We start from the raw sequence: 17927 nt of genomic DNA, 5'->3' as shown, positions 1-17927 counted from the left end.
CGCGCAGATCGCGCCCAAGCGCGCGCCCGGCGTTATCACCACACCCTGATCGCTTCGCCTGATCCCCCTCGTTCGCAGGAGTTGTTCCCATGTCCAAGACTGTTCTGATCACCGGTGCCACCTCCGGATTCGGCAGTGCCGCCGTGCGCCGTTTTGCCGCCGCCGGCTGGAAGGTCACCGCCACCGGTCGCCGCGCCGAGCGCCTGGATGCGCTGGCCGCCGAACTGCCCGCAGGCCAGGTGCACACCTCCGCCTTCGACATGCGCGATGCGCAAGCTTTGTCGGCAGCGATCGACGCCTTGCCGGCTGACTTCGCCGACATCGACGTGCTGGTCAATAACGCCGGCCTGGCGCTGGGCACCACGCCCGCGCAGCAGGCCGACCTGGCGCAGTGGCAGCAGATGATCGACACCAACGTCACCGCGCTGGTCACCCTTACCCATCGCCTGTTACCCGCACTGATCGAACGCCGTGGCGCGATCATCAACATCGCCTCGGTGGCGGCCACTTACCCGTACCCCGGCGGCAATGTCTACGGCGGCACCAAGGCGTTCGTGCAACAGTTTTCGCTGGGCTTGCGCGCAGACCTGCATGGCACCGGCGTGCGCGTGACCTCGATCGAGCCGGGCATGGCCGAAACCGAATTCACTCTGGTGCGCACCGGCGGCAACCAGGCCGCTTCCGACACGCTGTACCGCGGTGCCACCCCGATGACTGCCGAAGATATCGCCGAACAGATCCTCTACGTCGCCAGCCTGCCGGCGCATCTGAACATCAATCGGCTGGAAATCATGCCGGTGACGCAGTCGTTTGCCGGCTTTCAGGTAGCCCGCGACGCGCAGTGACGCGGCAGCACTCGGCTGCACGACCGATGCGTCGAACAGCGCCGGGTCCTTCGAGAAGCAAAGCCGCGCATTGCGCGGCTTTTTTCATGTGCCCGAGAGGAGTGACAGCGCCAATGCACAGCGGCATGCGGTAAAGGCGCACGTCTGCATCGAACCGATGCATGACCTATCGCCACGCGACTCTAAAAGAACGCGCCCCGGATACGCACCGAGACTCCCCAATCGCCCTGGCGGGCGATGGCGCAGGACGACGCAGGTTCCAAGAGCGGCTGACAAACGTCGCGAGCAGTCGTCAGGTCGGTGCGAACGACGCGGAAGAACCTCAGTGCACGAGTGGTACATGCCGCACCGAGCAGCGGCCGCGCCCGCCTGCTGTGAGCGCAGTAGTTTGATCGCCGCTCAAGCCGATTCGGTGGCAGCCACAGACGGCGTGCGGCGGCGTCGCACCCTGTCGCGCAGCTGTAGAAACGGCCGCTCCACCGCGTAATGCAATAGCGCCACGCCCAGTACCGCCAGCACGCCATACAGCGCGAATGCCAGCACGCCACGGCCGTCCAGCGCCGGGCCGAACCAGCTCTGGGTGAGATGGAACACCGTCTTGTGGGTCAGATACAAGCTGTAGGAAATCGCCGCCAGCCAGGCGGCACCTGGCACCCTGAGCCGCACAAGCATGCCGGTGGTCGCGGTGCCTGCAAGCACCAGCAGGGCGAGCCCCAGCGACAGCACCGGCCAGCCCACTGCAGTGCCCATCAGGCCGGTGCGTTCGCGAAACAGCCACAGGGCCAGCGCAAGCATCGCCGCGCCGGCAAGCAGGAAAGCATTGCCGTGCTGCTGCAGCCGTTGCCACGTGGGCGGGCGAAAGACCTTGAGCACTGCCAGCACGACACCGGCCAGCAAACCGTCGAGACGGTTCCAGGTCGGGTAATAAATGTCTTCGATAAACCAGTTGCGCTGCAGCCCGGCGCCAGCGCTCTCCAATGCGGTGTTGTGCAGCCAGATGCCGGCACGCAGCGCAATGCCTGCGACCACCACCAACACACAGAGCGCGACAAACCGCGCGGCCGACGGACGCCGCAACAGCAGCGTCGCCAGCAGCGGAAACACCAGATAGAAATGCTCTTCCACGCACAGCGACCAGGCGTGCGAGAACGCGGCGTGCCGGGTGTAGTCGACAAACAGATTCAGGCTGAAGGTGACGAACATCCACCACGGCGCCAGCCCGGGCGCTTCGCGAACATCCGGCCACACCATGTAAACCAGCAGCACCACCAAAAATGCCGGCAGGATGCGAAATGCGCGGCGCAGATAAAAATCCTTGAAGTCCAGGCGTTGCCCGCGCACCAGCTGCGTCAGCACCTGGGTGCCGATCAAGAAGCCGCTGAGCACGAAGAACAGGTCCACGCCCATCCAGCCACAGCGCGACAGCTACGCCCACTCCGGCCCCAGGCCGCCGACCACGAACGAATGGAACAGCATCACCCAGACAATGGCGATGCCACGCAGCAGATCGAGGGCGGGATAGCGCATACGGGCGAGGCGAGTCCGGTGAGCCTGATTGTGCCGTATGCCATCGATGCAGCGACGCCCCGAGTCGCTGACTGCAACGCGCCGTTGCTGACGTCATGGCGGCCGGCTATCCCGAAGTCACCGGCCAGCGCAGGCCCTCTCCCTGGCGATCAGGCATCGGCTGCCGCAGCGGTAATGCCGGCGCGCCCGCCGCCGAACGACCAGTCCTGCGCGTCAGTGGTGGTGATGACCACCATGACGTCTTCCGGCGCAATGCCGGGCGCGTTCGCCAACCGTGCGACCAGGTCGGCATAGAACGCGCGCTTGGTAGCCGCATCGCGCGGCCGTCCGGCAGTGATGTGGATCAGAACGAACTTATCGGAGCGTGGCCCGCCCCAGGTAATGACGGTCGAAGATCAGCTCACCCGGATCGAGCTGGTGGATGACCTGAAAGCAGTCGCCGGCCGGCACTTCGAACACTGCGTGCATGGCCTGATAGAGGCTGTCGGACAACGCGTGCAGATACGCGGGCGGGCGACCAAGGTGCAGCGAGATGCGGGCATACGGCATAGGAATTCTCCTGGTGGAAATCGGTTGGGTTGAGAGCGAGGCACGACTGCGCTCACCGTCAGGCGACCGGTGCCCGGCGCGGCAGCGACCGCTCAAACACCGCGGTTGATGCGTCTTGCGCACCCGGCTGACGCGTGCGCGCGACGTCATGTGGACCGCGCTTGGGGCGTTGAGAAACACCGACTGCGCGGCGGCCGAACAGGGGCCCACGACGTGCGGCGTGTCGTGCGGTTCGACGCGCTCGGGCAACGTCGGTCAACGCTCATGCCGACGGCGCAGCTGCACGCAACAGCGTCAACGCCGAGGCGGCGCACGGCCAGCCGGCGTAGAACGCCAGGTGGGTGATCGTCTCGGCCAGTTCCTCGCGCTTCAGCCCGTTGTCCAAGGCGCGGCGCAGATGGAACGGCAGTTATTCCAGCCGCGACAGCGCGACCAGTGCCGCCACCGTGGCCAGGCTGCGCTCGCGCGGCGACAGGCCGGCGCGCTGCCAGAGATCGGCGAACAGCACCTCATCGGTGAGCTGGGCGAATTTCGGCGCGATGTCGCCGAACTGGGCCAGCCCAGGTGCGGGGGAATCGGACATCTGGGGGCTCACTGCGCTGGATTGACCGTGTAAGCCTAGCGACCGATGATGGTTCTTAAAATCGGAAACAATCGAACCGACCATTCGCAAAAACAGGATGATCCGATGCGCCGCGTCACCTACGACCTCGATGCGCTGCGCAGCTTTGTGGCCGGCATGGAGTTGGGGCAGCTTCGCCAAGGCAGCCGAGCGCCATGGCCGCTCCACGTCGGCCATCAGTGCGCAACTGAAGAAGCTCGAAGATCAGGCCGGCCAGGTGCTGCTGCGCAGGCAAGGACGCGGGTTGGCCCTGACCGAGGCCGGCGAGACGCTGCTGGCTTACGCCCGTCGCCTGCTGGCGCTCAATGACGAGGCGGCGCTCGCGTTGCATGGCCGCGCGCTGGAGGGAACGGTGCGACTGGGGCTGCAGGAGGATTTCGGCGAACGCATGCTGCCCGATGTCCTCGGGCGCTTCGCCAGGGCCCACCCCAGGGCCCAGATCGACGTGCGCCTGGCACGCCATCAGGACCTGCTGGAACGGGTCGGCACCGGCCAGCTGGATCTGGCGCTGGCATGGGACGCCGGCATCGCATCGGCGCACTCACGCTCCCAGCCATCGTGGCCGGTCCACTGGATCGCCGCTGCCGCTGCGCCTGCACTGGAGCCGCTGGAATGGACGGGCAAGACCCCCTTGCCGCTGGTGATGCTGGACGCGCCCTGTCTGCTGCGCACTGTTGCGACCACCGCGCTGGACCGCGCCGGCATCCCCTGGCGCATCGCCTTCACCAGCACCAGCCTGGCCGGCATCTGGGCTACGGTGAGCGCAGGACTGGGACTGACCCTGCGCACCCCGGCCGGTCTGCCCGACGCGCTGATATTGCTGCCGCACAGGCATGCCGGCTTGCCGACGCTGCCCGCGCTGGGGCTGAGCCTGCATCGCGCCGAGGCCATTCCTGCACCCGCGGTGGCACGGCTGGCGGAGATCCTCGGCCAGCGCCTGCACGAGGCGCATGCGGCCTACGCCGAATCGACGTAGCGGCAGCGCCCAGCAGGCCGGTCGCCTCGCCGCAGGCGCCTCTCAGCGCGATCCCGAATAACGATTGCTGGCTAATGGCTGATGACTAATGGCTCACAGGCGGTCTGCGCGGCAGTTAGCCCGCCGCGCAGACCCCGCTGTTGGTCTGCATGCGCCACTGAGGTGCTGCGACCACTCGCGCATCGACGCAGCGGGCCGCCAGCACAGCTCATCCCATCGCGATGGCGTGCTGCTCGATCCGTGCGACCGGCGTCACCGCCACGGCCGGCTCCAGCAAGCGCCAGGCTTCCAGTTGATCCACCGCCCGGCTCACCCCGTCTTCCTCGGCGATGCGCTGGCCCAGCGCGCGTGCCGCTGCACGCATGGCCGGCGCGCTGGCCTGGCGCATGGCATCGGCCAAGGTTTCCGGCTGCAGCCCCGCCCTTTCAAGCGCCGGGGGCGCGACGCCGCGCTGGGCCAGGCAATGCGCCCAGAACGGTTGGTCGTAGCCAAACGGCAGCACCACCGATGGAACACCCGCCACCAGCGCCGCACCGGTGGTGCCGGCACCGCCGTGATGCACGGCCGCGGCCACGCGCGGAAACAACCAGTCATGCGGCGCCTGTTCCAGGTGGAAGAAACGCTCCGCGTCGTCGTCGGCAGCGGCCTCTCCGGCCGCCAGGCCGCCCCAGCCACTGGCCAGCAACGCACGTTGACCGGTCAAACGCACCGCTGCCTTGACTGTTGCAGTGAGCTGCGCCGAATCGCTGCTGGTCATGCTGCCGAAGCCGATATACAGCGGCGGCGGCCCGGCCTTCAGGAACGCCTGCAACGCAGCCGGCGGTTGCCACTGCGGCTGCGGCAGTTGCCAGAAGCCGCAGATCTGTACGCTCTTCGGCCAATCCGGCGGACGCGGGCATAAGTGCGCGCTGTAGCCGTACAGCACCCGCATCGCGCTGCGATCGGGGCCATTCCACGGATATGCCGTTAAGCCAAGTGCCGGGCGCACGAGCTCGTTGAGCACTGGACGTATCAGATACCAGCAGGCAAAGCGGGCCATGTGCTGCAAGGCCGCGCTTACCAGTCCGGGCAGGCGCAGGTTGGGTGCCACCATCGATGGCAGATGGCGCGAGACAGTTAGCGGCTGCAAATGCGCGAACACCATCGGCACGCCATAGGCCTGACCCAGGCTATGCGCCAGGAAACTCACACTGCCTACGCCGACAATCAACCCTGCATCCGCGCAGGCTGCACGGCCCTGCGCGGCCCAGTCGCGCGCCCACATCAGCAAGTGCGTGCGCCAGATATTCCAGACTGCCCGCCGGGAACCATGCATATTGGCCACTTCCGGATTGCCCTGCAGCAGTTTCCAGTGATCGCCGCTGAGGGGAAAAAATTCCAGCCCGTTGGCGCGGATCAGCGCTTCGAAATTGCTGCTGGTCAGTACCCGCACCGGATACCCGCGCTCCTGCAGGCCGCGGCCCAAGGCGACGATCGGCCGCACATCGCCTTGTGTGCCCAGGACGGCAATCACCACCGGGCGGTTGGGTGACGGGCTGGAGATGGACTCAGGCATATTCGGCCACCCCGTCGCTGGCTGTGGCGATGCTGCCGTTGCGTTGTTGCCGGGCTTGCGCGGTAGCTGCATGCAGCAACGTACTGAGCGTGGCCGAGTGCGCGGGCGAGAGCATCGAATGGTGGTCGCAGTCCAGGGCGTGTAAGTGCAGGTTGCGCACGTATGGGGACCAAGCCTGCGGCCGGTAGTCCACCCACACCGCCTCGTCTCCGCCGGAGGTCATGCGCACGCCCGCTTCGACGAACAACACATCCTGATCCAGCGGTTTGGGCCGGTGACCCCGTGCCAGCTGCAGGTGATGTTGGGTGGCCTCACCCATATCTTCCAGCAGCGTGGGGCGTTGCTCGAGCAGCTGGCGCACCGCCGGCACGTCGGTCAGCCCATAGTGATCGCACAGCAGGCTGGCCAGCTCGGCCACCGTGGTCGGCATCGGTTGGTCGTGGGCCAGGGTCAGGCCCAGCGCATGCACCGAGGCGCGCACGCTTTCGGCCTCCGGCAGCGACGCGGCCTGTTCCAGATACGGGTAGCTGTCGAGCATCGCCAGCAGTTCGACTTCTTCGCCAAGCGCATGCAGTTCGGCAGTGATGGCGTGGGCGATCAGGCCGCCCAGCGACCAGCCGATCAACCGATACGGCCCATGCGGCTGCACCGTGCGCAGGCGCGCCAGGTAATCGCGGGCGATCGCCTCGATGCTCTCCGGGCGATGCTGCGAGTCGCTCAAGGCGGGCGACTGCAGCGCATACACCGGCCACTGCGGGTCCAGCTGGCCGAGCAAGGTGAGATACGACCAGCCCAGGCCGAACACCGGATGGATGCAGAACAGCGGCGTGGTGCCGGCAGTGCCTGCACGCAGTTGCAGCAGCACGCTCAATGGATCGTTAGTGACCTGCGTCCTGTGCTTGATCGCCTCGGCCAGGCCAGCAATGGTCGGGGCGTTGAACAGCGTGCCCAGCGGCAGTTCGACACCGAAAATCTGCGGGAAACGCGCAATCATTTGCGCTGCATGCAGCGAGTCGCCGCCGAGGTCGAAGAAGTTGTCGTCCACGCCCACCACCTCGATGCCCAACATCTCCTGCAACAGCGCGGCCAGTTGGTGTTCGAGTGCATCGCGCGGGGCAACGCGCGCACGGCGCGGCAAGGCGCCCGGTGCCGGTAATGCGCGGCGATCCAATTTGCCATTGGATGTCAACGGCAAGGCCGGCAACGGCACCCACAAAGTGGGAATCGTCGACGCCGGCAGGTGCTGCTGCAGATGCGCGCGCAGCAGCTCGGTCGATGGCGTGTTGCCGTGCTTGCCCACCACGTACGCCACCAGCTGCAGCGCGTTGTTGTCGCCATCGCTGTGGCCGACCACCACCGCCTGCGCCACCTGCGAATGCTGCAACAGGGCGTTCTCGATTTCGGCCGGCTCCACGCGGTGGCCGCGGATCTTCAATTGCGCATCTGCGCGGCCGATGAATTCCAACAGCCCGTCGCTGCGCTGACGCACGCGGTCGCCAGTGCGGTACATGCTGCTGCCGTCGCCCGCGAACGGGTCGCGCAGGAAGCGTTCGCTGGTGAGCTGGCGCTTGCCGCGATAGCCCTTGGCCACGCCTGCGCCGCCGATGTACAACTCGCCTACCGCGCCTGTCGGCAACGGTTGCAGCTGCGCATCGAGCACGTAGACGCGCGTGTTGAGCAGCGGCCTGCCGATCGGCGGTGCCGCCGCATCGGTCAGCTGCAACGGCATAATGGTCGACCAGATCGTGGTTTCGGTCGGCCCGTACAACTGGGTCAGGCGCCCTGCCCGGCTCAGCAACTGGGCCGCCAGTTTCGGCACCAGGACTTCGCCGCCGACCAACGCGTGGATGCTGTCCAGCGCCAGATTCTGGTTAGCGAGCAGGATGCGCCACAGCGACGGGGTGGCCTGCACCACGCTTATCTTCTCATGTGCGATCAAACGCGACAGGCTAGGTGGATCATGGGTGATGCCCGCTGGCGCGATGACTACGCGCGCGCCCACCAGCAACGGCAGATACAACTCCAGCCCGGCGATATCGAAGGTGATGGTGGTGACCGCCAACACGCGGTCGCGCGGCCGCAGCGCCAGCTCTTGGGCCATCGCATGCAGAAAGTTGAACAGGTTGCGATGGCTGATCTCCACGCCCTTGGGCGCGCCGGTCGAACCGGAGGTGTACAACACGTAGGCGGTGCCGTCGGGGGTGGCGAGCGGCGCGATCGCCGCCGGCAACACTGCCGGACGCGGATCCAGCCAGACCATGCCGCCGAGCAGATAGCGCTCGCACAATGCCGGCTCGCACACCAGCGCAATGGCACCGGAATCGCTGAGCATATGCCGGTTGCGTGCTGCCGGGCTCTCCGGGTCCAGCGGCAGATACGCCGCCCCGCTCCACATCACCGCCAGCAACGCCACCAGCAATTGCTCGCTGCGCGGCAACGCGATCGCGACCACATCGCCGGGGCGTACGCCATCGGCCACCCATTGCGCGGCGATGCGCGAGGCCAGTTCGCACAGGGTGTCGTAATCCAGCGTACGGTTGTCGTATTGCACCACCACTGCAGCCGGCATCAGCTCGGCGCGCTCCAGCATGCCGTGCAACAGCGTGGCCGGTTCCGGCAACGGCCCAGCGGTGTTGTTCCAGGTGTACAGCAGACGCTGACGTTCCGCATCGCCCAGTACGTCGACCTCGCCTAGTGCGCATTCTGGATCGGCCAGCACCGCATCGGCCAGATGGGTCAGACGGCGGCAGTGTTCGGCCAGCTCGTCGCTGTCGTACAACGCCGGATTGGCATCCAGATCGAAGCGCAGCGCAGCGCCATCGCCACGCTCATAGCAGAAAATGGTCAGGTCATCGGCAGGGCCGTTGGATAGGTTATGCGGCACCGCGTACGCATCGCCGAAGCGCAAGGTGTAGTCGAAGGCCTCGATATTGACTGCAAGACGCGCAATCTTCTGCTCTCCACCGAAAATTCCCATGTCGCGACGCACATCCTCGAAACGGTATTGCTGATGGCGCAATGCATGCTTGACCACCGAAGAGACCTGCGTGAACAGTGCGTAAATCGGCTGCTCTGGCTGCATCTTCAAGCGGATGTAGACCACATTGGCCACCATTCCTGGTGTTTTCCGATAACGCGCATTGATACGCGCGCTCACCGGCATCGCAAATACCAGGTCTTCGGCTCCGGTATTGCGGTAGTAGTACGCAGCCACTAACGCAATCAGCATCTGCGGCAAGCTGACGGCGTAGCGCTTGCCTAACCCACGCAATTCCAGCATCTGGCGCGCAGAGAACTCCCCAGTCCCGCGCAACGAGCCGGCCATTTCATAATTGCTCAGCCGTGCAAGGGTTGCAGGCGGTGGCAGATCGGCAAGTTGCTGCATCCAATACGCACCATCGCGCTGATAGCGATCCGAGTCGCGATACTGCTGCTCCAAGGCAACCAATTCAGTCGCACTGGCATAATCGGCAGCATCTGGCTCAGTCCCGGCAAGGTCGGCACTGTAAAGCACCGCCAAGCGCTGCGCCACCATAGCCGTAGTGTAGCCATCCATCACCAAGTGGCTCATGTATTGCACCCACAGATGATGGTCCTCCCCAAGACGGAACAATGCGCAGTGCCAAAGCGGGCCGTTGAGCAAATCCTCAGGCTTGCGGATCTGTTCGTCTATCCAGTGCTCGGCCGCGTTAAGCGGCGTCGGATCATCGGCCACGTTGAAGTAGGGCATCGTGCCAGGATACTCAGGCAAGACAACCTGCACAGGCATTCCGCCCTGCTCGGCGATGCACAGGCGCAATGTGTCTAACTCGCGTGTGACCCGCAGGCTGGAACGCAGCAACACGTGCGGATCGAGCGGGCCGAATAATTCCAGCGCTTCCGACAACATCAAGGTGTTATCGGTATAAAGCTTGCTACCAACCCACAGGCCGCGTTGGGCCTTGGTCAGGGGAAACACGGGAGAGGCGTCAGTGTGCATTGCGTGCATCCTTCTTGTGTGGCGCGCAGTCCGTCGTCGCGCCTTGACCGCGATGCGGTCAGTTGAGACGCCGGATCAGCACCTAGCTTTGAAACGCGGGCAATAAACACCGTCGACCGCCAGCGGATGCCGGCAATACACGGTGGTAACGCACAATGGAGACGCAAAACGAGGCGACACGCAACAATAGATGCAAATGGTGTGCAGCGTTTTTTTTGAAACAAATTGTGTTCCGCCAAGTAAATAGAACACTAACGATCGGCAGCCATGGTGAACCGTGCGGAAATCACGATTTGCACGTCACGTGCAAAATTTACCTCAGAAGTGTGATTTCAATTAGCCTTATTGTGGCATGCGTCATTGCAGATTCTGTGAAGCATCCGATAGAGCGCGGAAAGGCGAACGGAAAGCCAGTGAATTAACACGCAAATGATTGCATAGATGCTGCGACTACAAGGTAAAGCATGCAGCAGACAACACCACTGCCTCACCCACCATTAACATGCGCGCGTTATTGCGAAAACCGCCACATGAGCCCGCCATTACCGGCAGAATTAGCGCACTCAATTCAACGATCACGCGTTTGTGTTTTGTATTTCGTACGTCTGCGGAATTTTTGGCTTTTATCTAGTCGTCCCTGAAAAATCCCCTTCAAGCGCCAAGTGCCGTCGGTGACAGCGGCACGGTGCTCAAGGATGACCATCTCATCGCCCGCATCCAGGCACGCAAAAACGCGATCCAGCGCAGCAGCCAGCGCAGGTTGTAGCCGGCGGCGCAGCCGAGCACGTGCAGCGCATCGCCTTGGGCACCTTTTAGCCTGCAGCGACGCAACCTGCAGTCGTCTTTCAGATGTCCGATCACCGGCTCCACCGCCTGCCGTCGCTTGATCCAGCGCCATTGCCGTCGCGTCAGCGTCTTGGCCTTGCCGCGATGCAGGGACCTGCACGCCATCGACCTCGCGCCCGCGATCGCCCAGGTCCACGATCGCCACCGTCGGTTCTACGCTCACATCCTGCAGCAACCCGCGTGTCTGCTCCAGCTGCTCGGCCAAGGTATCGCCGTCGTACGGGTTGCCCGGGAAGCTGCGCGCACCCACGACCAATCCCTTGCAGGCGGTGACTGCAATGCCGACCTTGACGCCAAATTCGTACGCTTGACGCGCCTTGCCCTTGCCGATGCATTCCACTTCCGGGGCATGCAATGCGTACAGTTTTTGTTTGTCCTTCGGACGCTGCGTGTACAGCCGTTGCGCACGTTCCAGCCAGACAGCGATGCGCTCGCGCACGCCGGTGTTTACCTGATCGAGTTTGCGTTGGATGTCGCGCACGAGCCGTCCCAGCACTGTGCGTTGACGTCGCAGCACGCGCTGCATGCGCTTGAACTGGCGCGCATGCGCATACCGACCTGCCTTGCGGCTCAGGGCCGGGCCTTGCCGCGCGTAGCTCTGCCGCAATCCGATGCCGTGCCGCTTGGCCAGTAACACCAGCTTCTTGCGTGCCACCTCCAGCAAACGGCTGTCGGTCGGATAGGCGATCGCCTTTTCCTGCACCGTGGTGTCCACGATCACCCGCGACAACTCGCGTGCGTCCACCGCCTGCATCGCATGCGCGGCGTTGATGGTGTGCGCCAGCAGCTCTTCCATCCCGGCCTCACCCAGGCGCTGCCGCCAGCGCGTCAGCGAGCTGGCATCGCTCGGCAAGCGCGTCTGGAACACGACCTCACCGGTGAAGAACTGCCAGTACGGATTCTCCAGCCAACGCTCGCACACCGCTTCATCGGACAGGTCGTAGGCGTGTTTGAGGTAGAGCAAACCGGCAATCAGCCGCACCGGCAATGCCGGCCGACCGCCACCGGCCTGGGTGGCCGGCAAGCGCGATGAAAGTGCTTGCTCCAACGCCGTCCACGGCATCCGTTGGCTCAGCCGCGCCAGCGGATGACGCAGATCGATCTGGTTCTCCAGCCGCGAACGAAACAACTCGTCGGCAGGCATGTGCTCGGCAGCAGGACGGCGTGTACGCATGACTGAAAATTGCCAGAAACCAGCCTTCAGCGTAGCGAACACCGGTAGTTTTGGCACGCCGGTGCAGACATCAAGGCCTTGCGGTCGTTGGGTGGTTGGGGTTTTTCAGGGGCGACTGGCTATCGATCTACATCACTTCACTGCACATCTTCAAACCAACCCAGGATCGCGCGGCTTGTCCCCCGGAAATACCCGCTCCAATTGCACTGGCGACAATCCCCATAATCGACTCAGCAGCCCACCGAACAGGCCGCGGTAATTGGTGAGCACCGGGTAATCGCGATTCTTCAGCCGCTGCGCTTGTTCGACTGCAACGTCAATCAGGCCAACACGTGAGGCGGTAAACGGTTGTCGGAACCCGAGGCGACAGTGGCCACTGGTTCATCGGGCCACGCATAACGGTCACAGTCCCGGCGGCAGGGTGACGTTGAAGCGGGCGCCGCCCAGTTCCTGCGAGCGCACCACCTGCAGTTCGCCGCGGTAAGCCTTGATCAGGTCCTGCACAATCGACATGCCGATGCCGTGGCCTTGCACGCGCTCATCGCCGCGCACGCCACGTTGCAGAATCTTTGCCACATCTTCCGGCGCGATGCCAGGGCCGTCGTCTTCCACCGACAGGATCAGGCCAGCGCGACGGTTGCCGGTGGTCGGGCCCGGCTGCGCGGTCAACAGTACGCGGCTGCGCGCCCATTTGAAGCCGTTTTCCAGCAGGTTGCCGAGCAGCTCCTGCAGATCGCCCGGCTCACCGTGAAAACGCGCATCGGGCGAGATATCGAATTCGCACAGCACGCCTTTGACCGAATACACCTTTTCCAACCCACGTACGATTTCTTCGGCGGTCGGTTCGATCGGCAACGGCGCGGCGAACAGCTTGTGACCACTCGAAGCGGCACGTGCGAGTTGGTAGGACACCAGATCGTTCATGCGGCGCAGTTGCACGTCCATTTCGTCGTGCAGATCGCGCTCGGACGAACCGCTATCCAGTTGCGTACGCAGCACCGCGATCGGCGTCTTGAGGCTATGCGCCAGATCGGCCAGAGTGTTGCGCTGGCGATCCAGGTTATCGCGCTCACTTTCGATGAAGGCGTTGATGCTCTCGGTCAGTGGTTCCAGTTCGCGCGGATGCTGCTCGCTCATGCGCTGGATTTCGCCGCGTTGCACCTTGGTCAACTCGTTGATGACCCGCCGCAACGGACGCAGGCTCCACTGCAGAATGAAGGCCTGCAGCACCAGCAGCACCACTCCGGCGCTGCCGAGATAAAACCACACCGCGCCACGGAACACGCGCAGCTGCGCGCCCATCGAACGCGCGTCTTCCATTACATAGATGGTGTACGGGATCTCGCCGCCGTGTTCGCGTTCGACATAGCTCACGCCCAGGCCGTAGCGATAGAGCTGGCCCAGGCTGCCGTCGATCTGGGTCATTTCCAACGGACCGATAAACTCTTCCTGGCGCGGCTCAAGCATGCGCCCGTGCGGAATGTTCGGGCCTTCAGCCGACATCGAGGTCCAGCTTTCGTCCGGGCGCACCACCTCGACATACAGCCCGCCACCGGGGACGTCGAAACGCGGATCGGGCGGTTGTCCACCGATATACAGCGAGCCGTCGCGCACGAAATCGATATTGGCGGCGTACGCCGAGGCGTAGTTCTTCAGCCGCTCGCGCAGGTTCTTTTCTGCGGTGTCCGCAAACGCCACATCCAGCGCGTAGCCTGCCAGCGCCAGGAAGGCCACAAGACTGAGGCTCGCGGCAAGTAGCTGGCGGGCCTGCAGGGATCGCGGACGCCAGCGTTTATACCACTTGGAGCGCACCGCCACCCTGCCTTCCTGTTTGCCGACGCGCAGAGTCAGCCTTCGGTGCGCGGGATGGCGAAGCGGTAGCCGCGACCGCGTACGGTCTCGATCGGCTTGAGCTCACCATCGGGGTCGAGCTTCTTGCGCAGGCGACCGATGAACACTTCCAGCACATTCGAATCGCGATCGAAATCCTGCTGATAGATGTGCTCGGTCAGGTCAGCCTTGGAGACTAACTCGCCCGCATGCATCATCAGATATTCGAGCACCTTATACTCGTAGCTGGTCAGGTCGACGTTGGCACCATTGACGCTAACCGTCTGCGCTGCCAGATCCAGTGCCACCGGGCCACACTCCAACGTCGGCTTGCTCCAGCCGGCCGCACGCCGCAACAGCGCGTTAACGCGCGCCAGCAGCTCTTCTACGTGGAACGGCTTGACTAGGTAATCGTCGGCACCCTGCTTGAGGCCTTCGACCTTGTCCTGCCAGCTCGAACGCGCCGTCAAAATCAGCACCGGAAATTTCTTGCCCTCGTCGCGCAGCGCCTTGATCAGCTCCATGCCCGACATCTTGGGCAGGCCGAGGTCGATGATGCCGACGTCGAATGGCACTTCGCGGCCCATGTACAGCCCCTCTTCGCCGTCCTGTGCAGCGTCGACTGCAAAGCCTTCACGCTTCAGACGCGCGGCGAGAGTCTCGCGCAGCGGAGCTTCGTCTTCGACCAAAAGAATACGCATGCACGCTCCCTAATTACGTTGTCGGCCGATGGCCTGGGGATTTATGAGACTGAACGCAGAACTATCTACGTTCACTGGTTATCGTCGCGTGGTGGCGCGTCTGGTGGCGCCGAACTACGCGGCGGCGGGGCCTGCATCTGCTCCGACTCGTACACGGTGTGCACGCGTCCGTCCTTCATGTACTTGACCCGGTTTAGATTGCCGCCGTCGAAAGGCACCCGCTCGGCTCCGAGAATCTGTCCACCGGTAGACCGCTGCACGTGCCGAATGGTATCCGACAGTGTGCGGCTGTTTCCACGCGCAGACGGTGGCAACGACTCGCGGCCACCCTGCGGCATTGGATATCCCTGGCTCCACGCCAGCGGCGCGGCCATGGCAACCCAGAGGGCGACCAGAGCAACATGGCGAGCGCGGCAGGGCGGTAGAGTCACAAACGAATCCTAGCGGGTTGTTCAGCAACATTCAAAATTCGTGAAACCGCCCACGCGTTTTGCGGTGATCGGGCCCAGGATTACGCCAAATTCTTGATTTTTCGGGGTGAATCCGATCTGAACTTTTTGGCTTCGTGTTAACGCCATTCAGTGAAATAAATATCAATTGAGGCCGCAGGCCCCGTGCACGCTCACTGTTCCGGACGCGCCTGCTCGCGAATAGCTAGTGCAAACGCAGTAATCCGGTCACCTGTTCAGGTCATGCGAGCCGCGGGCCGATGCTCAGGCAACGACACGCCAGGCATGGGAGTCGGTGCGCTGCAAGGCCTGCTCGACCAGTTCCCAGCCAGCGTCCGGGCGATGTGCGCCCTCGCTCAGTATTTGCCGAAACGCCCGTCCGCCCGGCTGCCCATGGAACAGCCCCAGCACATGCCGGGTGATGTGCTTCAAGGCCAGGCCCTGTTCCAGCTGGGATTGCACGTACGGCTGCAGTGCGCGCAGCAATGATGCGCGCGATTGTTCCGGGCGCTGGTTCAACGCTGCATCCAGACAGTGCAGCACGTAGGGATCATGGTAGGCAGCGCGGCCCAGCATGACGCCGTCGGTGTGCCGCAGATGCGCCAGCGCGGTAGCAACGGCGGCGATGCCGCCATTGAGTACCACCGGCAGGCTTGGCAGCTCCAGCTTGAGGCGGTAAGCCCAGTCGTAGCGCAGCGGTGGAACTTCGCGGTTTTCCTTCGGCGACAAGCCCTTCAACCAGGCATTACGGGCGTGCACCACCACCAAGGCCGCGCCGGCCGCGACCACTTGGTCGGCAAAGTTGGCAAACGCTGCGTAGTCGTCATCGCCGTCCACGCCAAGGCGGCATTTGACCGTGATCGGCAGCGTGGTGGCCGCGCACATGGCGGCAACACAGTCGGCCACCAGCGCCGGCTCGCGCATCAGGCAGGCGCCGAAGCGCCCGGCCTGCACGCGATCGGACGGGCAGCCGCAATTGAGATTGATCTCGTCGTAGCCCCATTCCTGCGCGATCGCGGCGGCCTGCGCGAGAAGGGCAGGCTCGCTGCCACCTAATTGCAGGGCGAGCGGGTGCTCGACCGGATCGAAGCCGATCAGCCGCGTGCGATCGCCGTGGATCACCGCATTGGCGTGCACCATTTCGGTATAAAGGCGCGCAGACGGCGCCAACAGGCGATGGAACACCCGGCAATGCCGGTCGGTCCAGTCCATCATCGGGGCGACAGACAGGCGCAGTGAGGTGGCGTAGCGATCGGCGGAAGCAGTCATCGGCAGAGCGGCCGCAGTAAGCGGCTATTGAATGCGAAGCAGGATCAACAGCTTACACGGGCGCCGATGACGCTGCGGCAGTGTGACCGGCACGGAGTCTCTTAGCTACCTGTCCCGCTGCGTGATCACCTGCTCGATGCGCTACGTAATCGACGTGTACCAACTGGCCAGATGCGAGCAGGACGCGCGCTCGTGAGTTCCCCTGGTGGCGCGTCTTAGAGCCTGTTCACGATCTTTTGAGTAGAAGCGCCAAGAAGGCCAGATGGATGAACTGCAAGCTGGTGTTGAGTTTGCGCTCGCAGTTCTTCCACAGCCTTCGGTTTTTCTCCAGCCAGGCAAAACTGCGCTCGACGATCCAGCGCTTGGGCATGACCTTGAAGGTGTGCAGTTCGCTGCGCTTGGCAATCTGCACCGTGAGCTGCTCGCCTAGAATCTCTCGTACGCCTTCGGCAAACGGTACTCCGGTGTAACCACTGTCGCACAGCAGGCTTTGTACATGCGTCAAGTTTGACTGACAGCGCTCCAGCGCCTGCAGCGCACCTTTGCGGTCGGTCACCTCCGCCGTCGTCACCGCGATGGCATGGGGCAACCCCTGGGTATCAACAGCGATATGCCGCTTGATGCCCGACACCTTTTTGCCCGCGTCATATCCCTTTTGCCCGGCTGTGTCCGTGTTCTTGACGCTCTGCGCGTCCACGATCAAGAACCTGCTGAAGATGTTGCGCTCCTGTTTCTGGCGGGCCACGCCAACCTGATTTTTTGAGCGCCCGCTCCAGCAGGCTCACTCCTTCATCGTCGCACTCGCTCCACTTGGCAAAGTACGCGTGCACGGTCCGCCACTTCGGAAAGTCGCTGGGTAGCGCTCGCCATTGGCAACCGGTTCGCAGCACGTACAACACTGCGCACCACACCTCATACATATCCACTCGGCGTGGCTTGGTGCGCTTGCGCGCTTGTTCCAGGATCGGGAGGATGTGTTCGAAACGCTCCCGGCTCATGTCGCTCGGATAGGTTTTTTGGCGCATCCGCAGAGTCTGCACCAATCAGGAAAGATCGTGAACAGGTTCTTAGCAAATCGCATCACCGCTGCCGTTGTTGCGCGCGCAGCTTCTTTCATTCAGTGCTTGAAAAGCGCAGGCGCTACGGCTGGACGACACCTGCAGTTACGCGTTACGCAGACCCACACGCTCTTCGACGCTCGGCGGCTTGCCGAGGGCGTGGAACGAGGCGGCCAGCGTGATCAGGGCGGTGCCCATCACCGTGTAAAAGCTCCACGATGTGGCCAGCACGTGCATCTGACCGAACATCAACGCCGCAACGGCAGTGGCGGTGCACAGCACCATGGCCAGCAGAGACATTAAAAAAAGAATGGAAGGATCTAGCTTCATGGTCGGGGGTTCTAGGCTACGTTAGCTTCAGCATCGGCGTTCCCCGCGCTTTCTTGAACTGTTTTCTGCGCTTTTTTTCAACGAATTCCACATAAGTCAGCGCGCGCTCAGTTTTATGTCAAACCCTTGGCGCACAAAGGTTTGCGCGTCAGAAAACTCCTGACGTAGCGGCAGAAAAATTAGCGCTGCCGCCTGAGTTCCAACGCACCTGTGGCGG

The 17927-nt window shown here is 63.6% G+C and carries 12 protein-coding genes, 1 other RNA gene and 4 pseudogenes; 2 read left to right on the top strand and 15 right to left on the bottom strand.

Going from position 1 to position 17927, the window contains the following annotated elements; genetic code table 11:
- The first annotated feature begins 89 nt into the window (after positions 1-89).
- Positions 90-845, top strand: coding sequence for an SDR family NAD(P)-dependent oxidoreductase (locus tag PD885_RS01075; protein ID WP_002808443.1), 756 nt, complete (start codon positions 90-92; stop codon positions 843-845).
- A 267-nt stretch (positions 846-1112) separates the two neighbouring features.
- On the opposite strand, the gene PD885_RS01070 is transcribed toward PD885_RS01075, so the two are convergent.
- From PD885_RS01070 to PD885_RS01055, 5 genes and pseudogenes are all read right to left on the bottom strand, one after another.
- Positions 1113-1187, bottom strand: a non-coding RNA gene (locus PD885_RS01070) — sX9 sRNA.
- Positions 1188-1244: 57 nt separating this feature from the next.
- Positions 1245-2372 (bottom strand): annotated as a pseudogene (locus tag PD885_RS01065) (acyltransferase family protein).
- A 149-nt stretch (positions 2373-2521) separates the two neighbouring features.
- The gene (locus PD885_RS21845; RefSeq protein ID WP_231892764.1) at positions 2522-2710 is read right to left on the bottom strand and encodes a tautomerase family protein; all 189 of its coding nucleotides are present in this window, start codon (positions 2708-2710) and stop codon (positions 2522-2524) included.
- Between the two features lie 16 nt (positions 2711-2726).
- Positions 2727-2921, bottom strand: coding sequence for a tautomerase family protein (locus PD885_RS21840; protein WP_002808445.1), 195 nt, complete (start codon positions 2919-2921; stop codon positions 2727-2729).
- Positions 2922-3183: 262 nt separating this feature from the next.
- Positions 3184-3504: pseudogene (locus PD885_RS01055) on the bottom strand (carboxymuconolactone decarboxylase family protein).
- A 97-nt stretch (positions 3505-3601) separates the two neighbouring features.
- Between PD885_RS01055 and PD885_RS01050 the strand changes: the two are divergent.
- Positions 3602-4519, top strand: a complete 918-nt coding sequence (locus PD885_RS01050) for a LysR substrate-binding domain-containing protein (protein ID WP_425477659.1) — start codon at positions 3602-3604, stop codon at positions 4517-4519.
- Positions 4520-4727: 208 nt separating this feature from the next.
- Here PD885_RS01050 and PD885_RS01045 read toward each other — a convergent pair whose 3' ends face one another.
- The 10 genes and pseudogenes from PD885_RS01045 to PD885_RS01005 form a co-directional block, all read right to left on the bottom strand.
- Entirely contained in the window at positions 4728-6074 is a 1347-nt protein-coding gene (locus PD885_RS01045; protein WP_040762630.1) for a glycosyltransferase, read from the bottom strand.
- Entirely contained in the window at positions 6067-10053 is a 3987-nt protein-coding gene (locus tag PD885_RS01040) for a non-ribosomal peptide synthetase (RefSeq protein WP_002808448.1), read from the bottom strand. The genes PD885_RS01045 and PD885_RS01040 overlap by 8 nt, the downstream gene beginning before the upstream one ends.
- 651 nt (positions 10054-10704) lie before the next feature.
- Positions 10705-12073 (bottom strand): annotated as a pseudogene (locus PD885_RS01035) (IS5 family transposase).
- 150 nt (positions 12074-12223) lie between these two features.
- A pseudogene (locus PD885_RS20285) lies at positions 12224-12391 on the bottom strand (DUF1501 domain-containing protein); the annotation flags it as partial.
- Between the two features lie 84 nt (positions 12392-12475).
- Positions 12476-13846: an ATP-binding protein gene (locus tag PD885_RS01030; RefSeq protein ID WP_108780134.1), complete on the bottom strand. Its 1371-nt coding sequence runs from the start codon at positions 13844-13846 to the stop codon at positions 12476-12478.
- Positions 13847-13920: 74 nt separating this feature from the next.
- On the bottom strand, positions 13921-14604 hold the full coding sequence (locus PD885_RS01025; RefSeq protein WP_002808458.1) for a response regulator transcription factor: 684 nt from the start codon (positions 14602-14604) through the stop codon (positions 13921-13923).
- A 71-nt stretch (positions 14605-14675) separates the two neighbouring features.
- Positions 14676-14978, bottom strand: a complete 303-nt coding sequence (locus PD885_RS01020; RefSeq protein WP_040762633.1) for a hypothetical protein — start codon at positions 14976-14978, stop codon at positions 14676-14678.
- 339 nt (positions 14979-15317) lie between these two features.
- Positions 15318-16322: a tRNA dihydrouridine(20/20a) synthase DusA gene (gene dusA, locus PD885_RS01015; protein WP_002808460.1), complete on the bottom strand. Its 1005-nt coding sequence runs from the start codon at positions 16320-16322 to the stop codon at positions 15318-15320.
- A gap of 226 nt (positions 16323-16548) precedes the next feature.
- A protein-coding gene (locus PD885_RS01010; protein ID WP_088056611.1) for an IS5 family transposase occupies positions 16549-17347 on the bottom strand; the annotation gives its coding sequence in 2 pieces (ribosomal slippage) (positions 16549-17077 and positions 17076-17347; 801 coding nt in all).
- A gap of 138 nt (positions 17348-17485) precedes the next feature.
- Positions 17486-17710, bottom strand: a complete 225-nt coding sequence (locus PD885_RS01005; RefSeq protein ID WP_040762634.1) for a hypothetical protein — start codon at positions 17708-17710, stop codon at positions 17486-17488.
- Between the last annotated feature and the right edge of the window lie 217 nt (positions 17711-17927).

It is taken from the genome of Xanthomonas fragariae, assembly GCF_900183975.1.
In the GTDB taxonomy this organism is placed as follows: Bacteria; Pseudomonadota; Gammaproteobacteria; order Xanthomonadales; family Xanthomonadaceae; genus Xanthomonas; species Xanthomonas fragariae.
The sequence above is the reverse complement of the archived record's forward strand: the minus strand, read 5'-3'. Positions and strand labels throughout refer to the sequence as shown.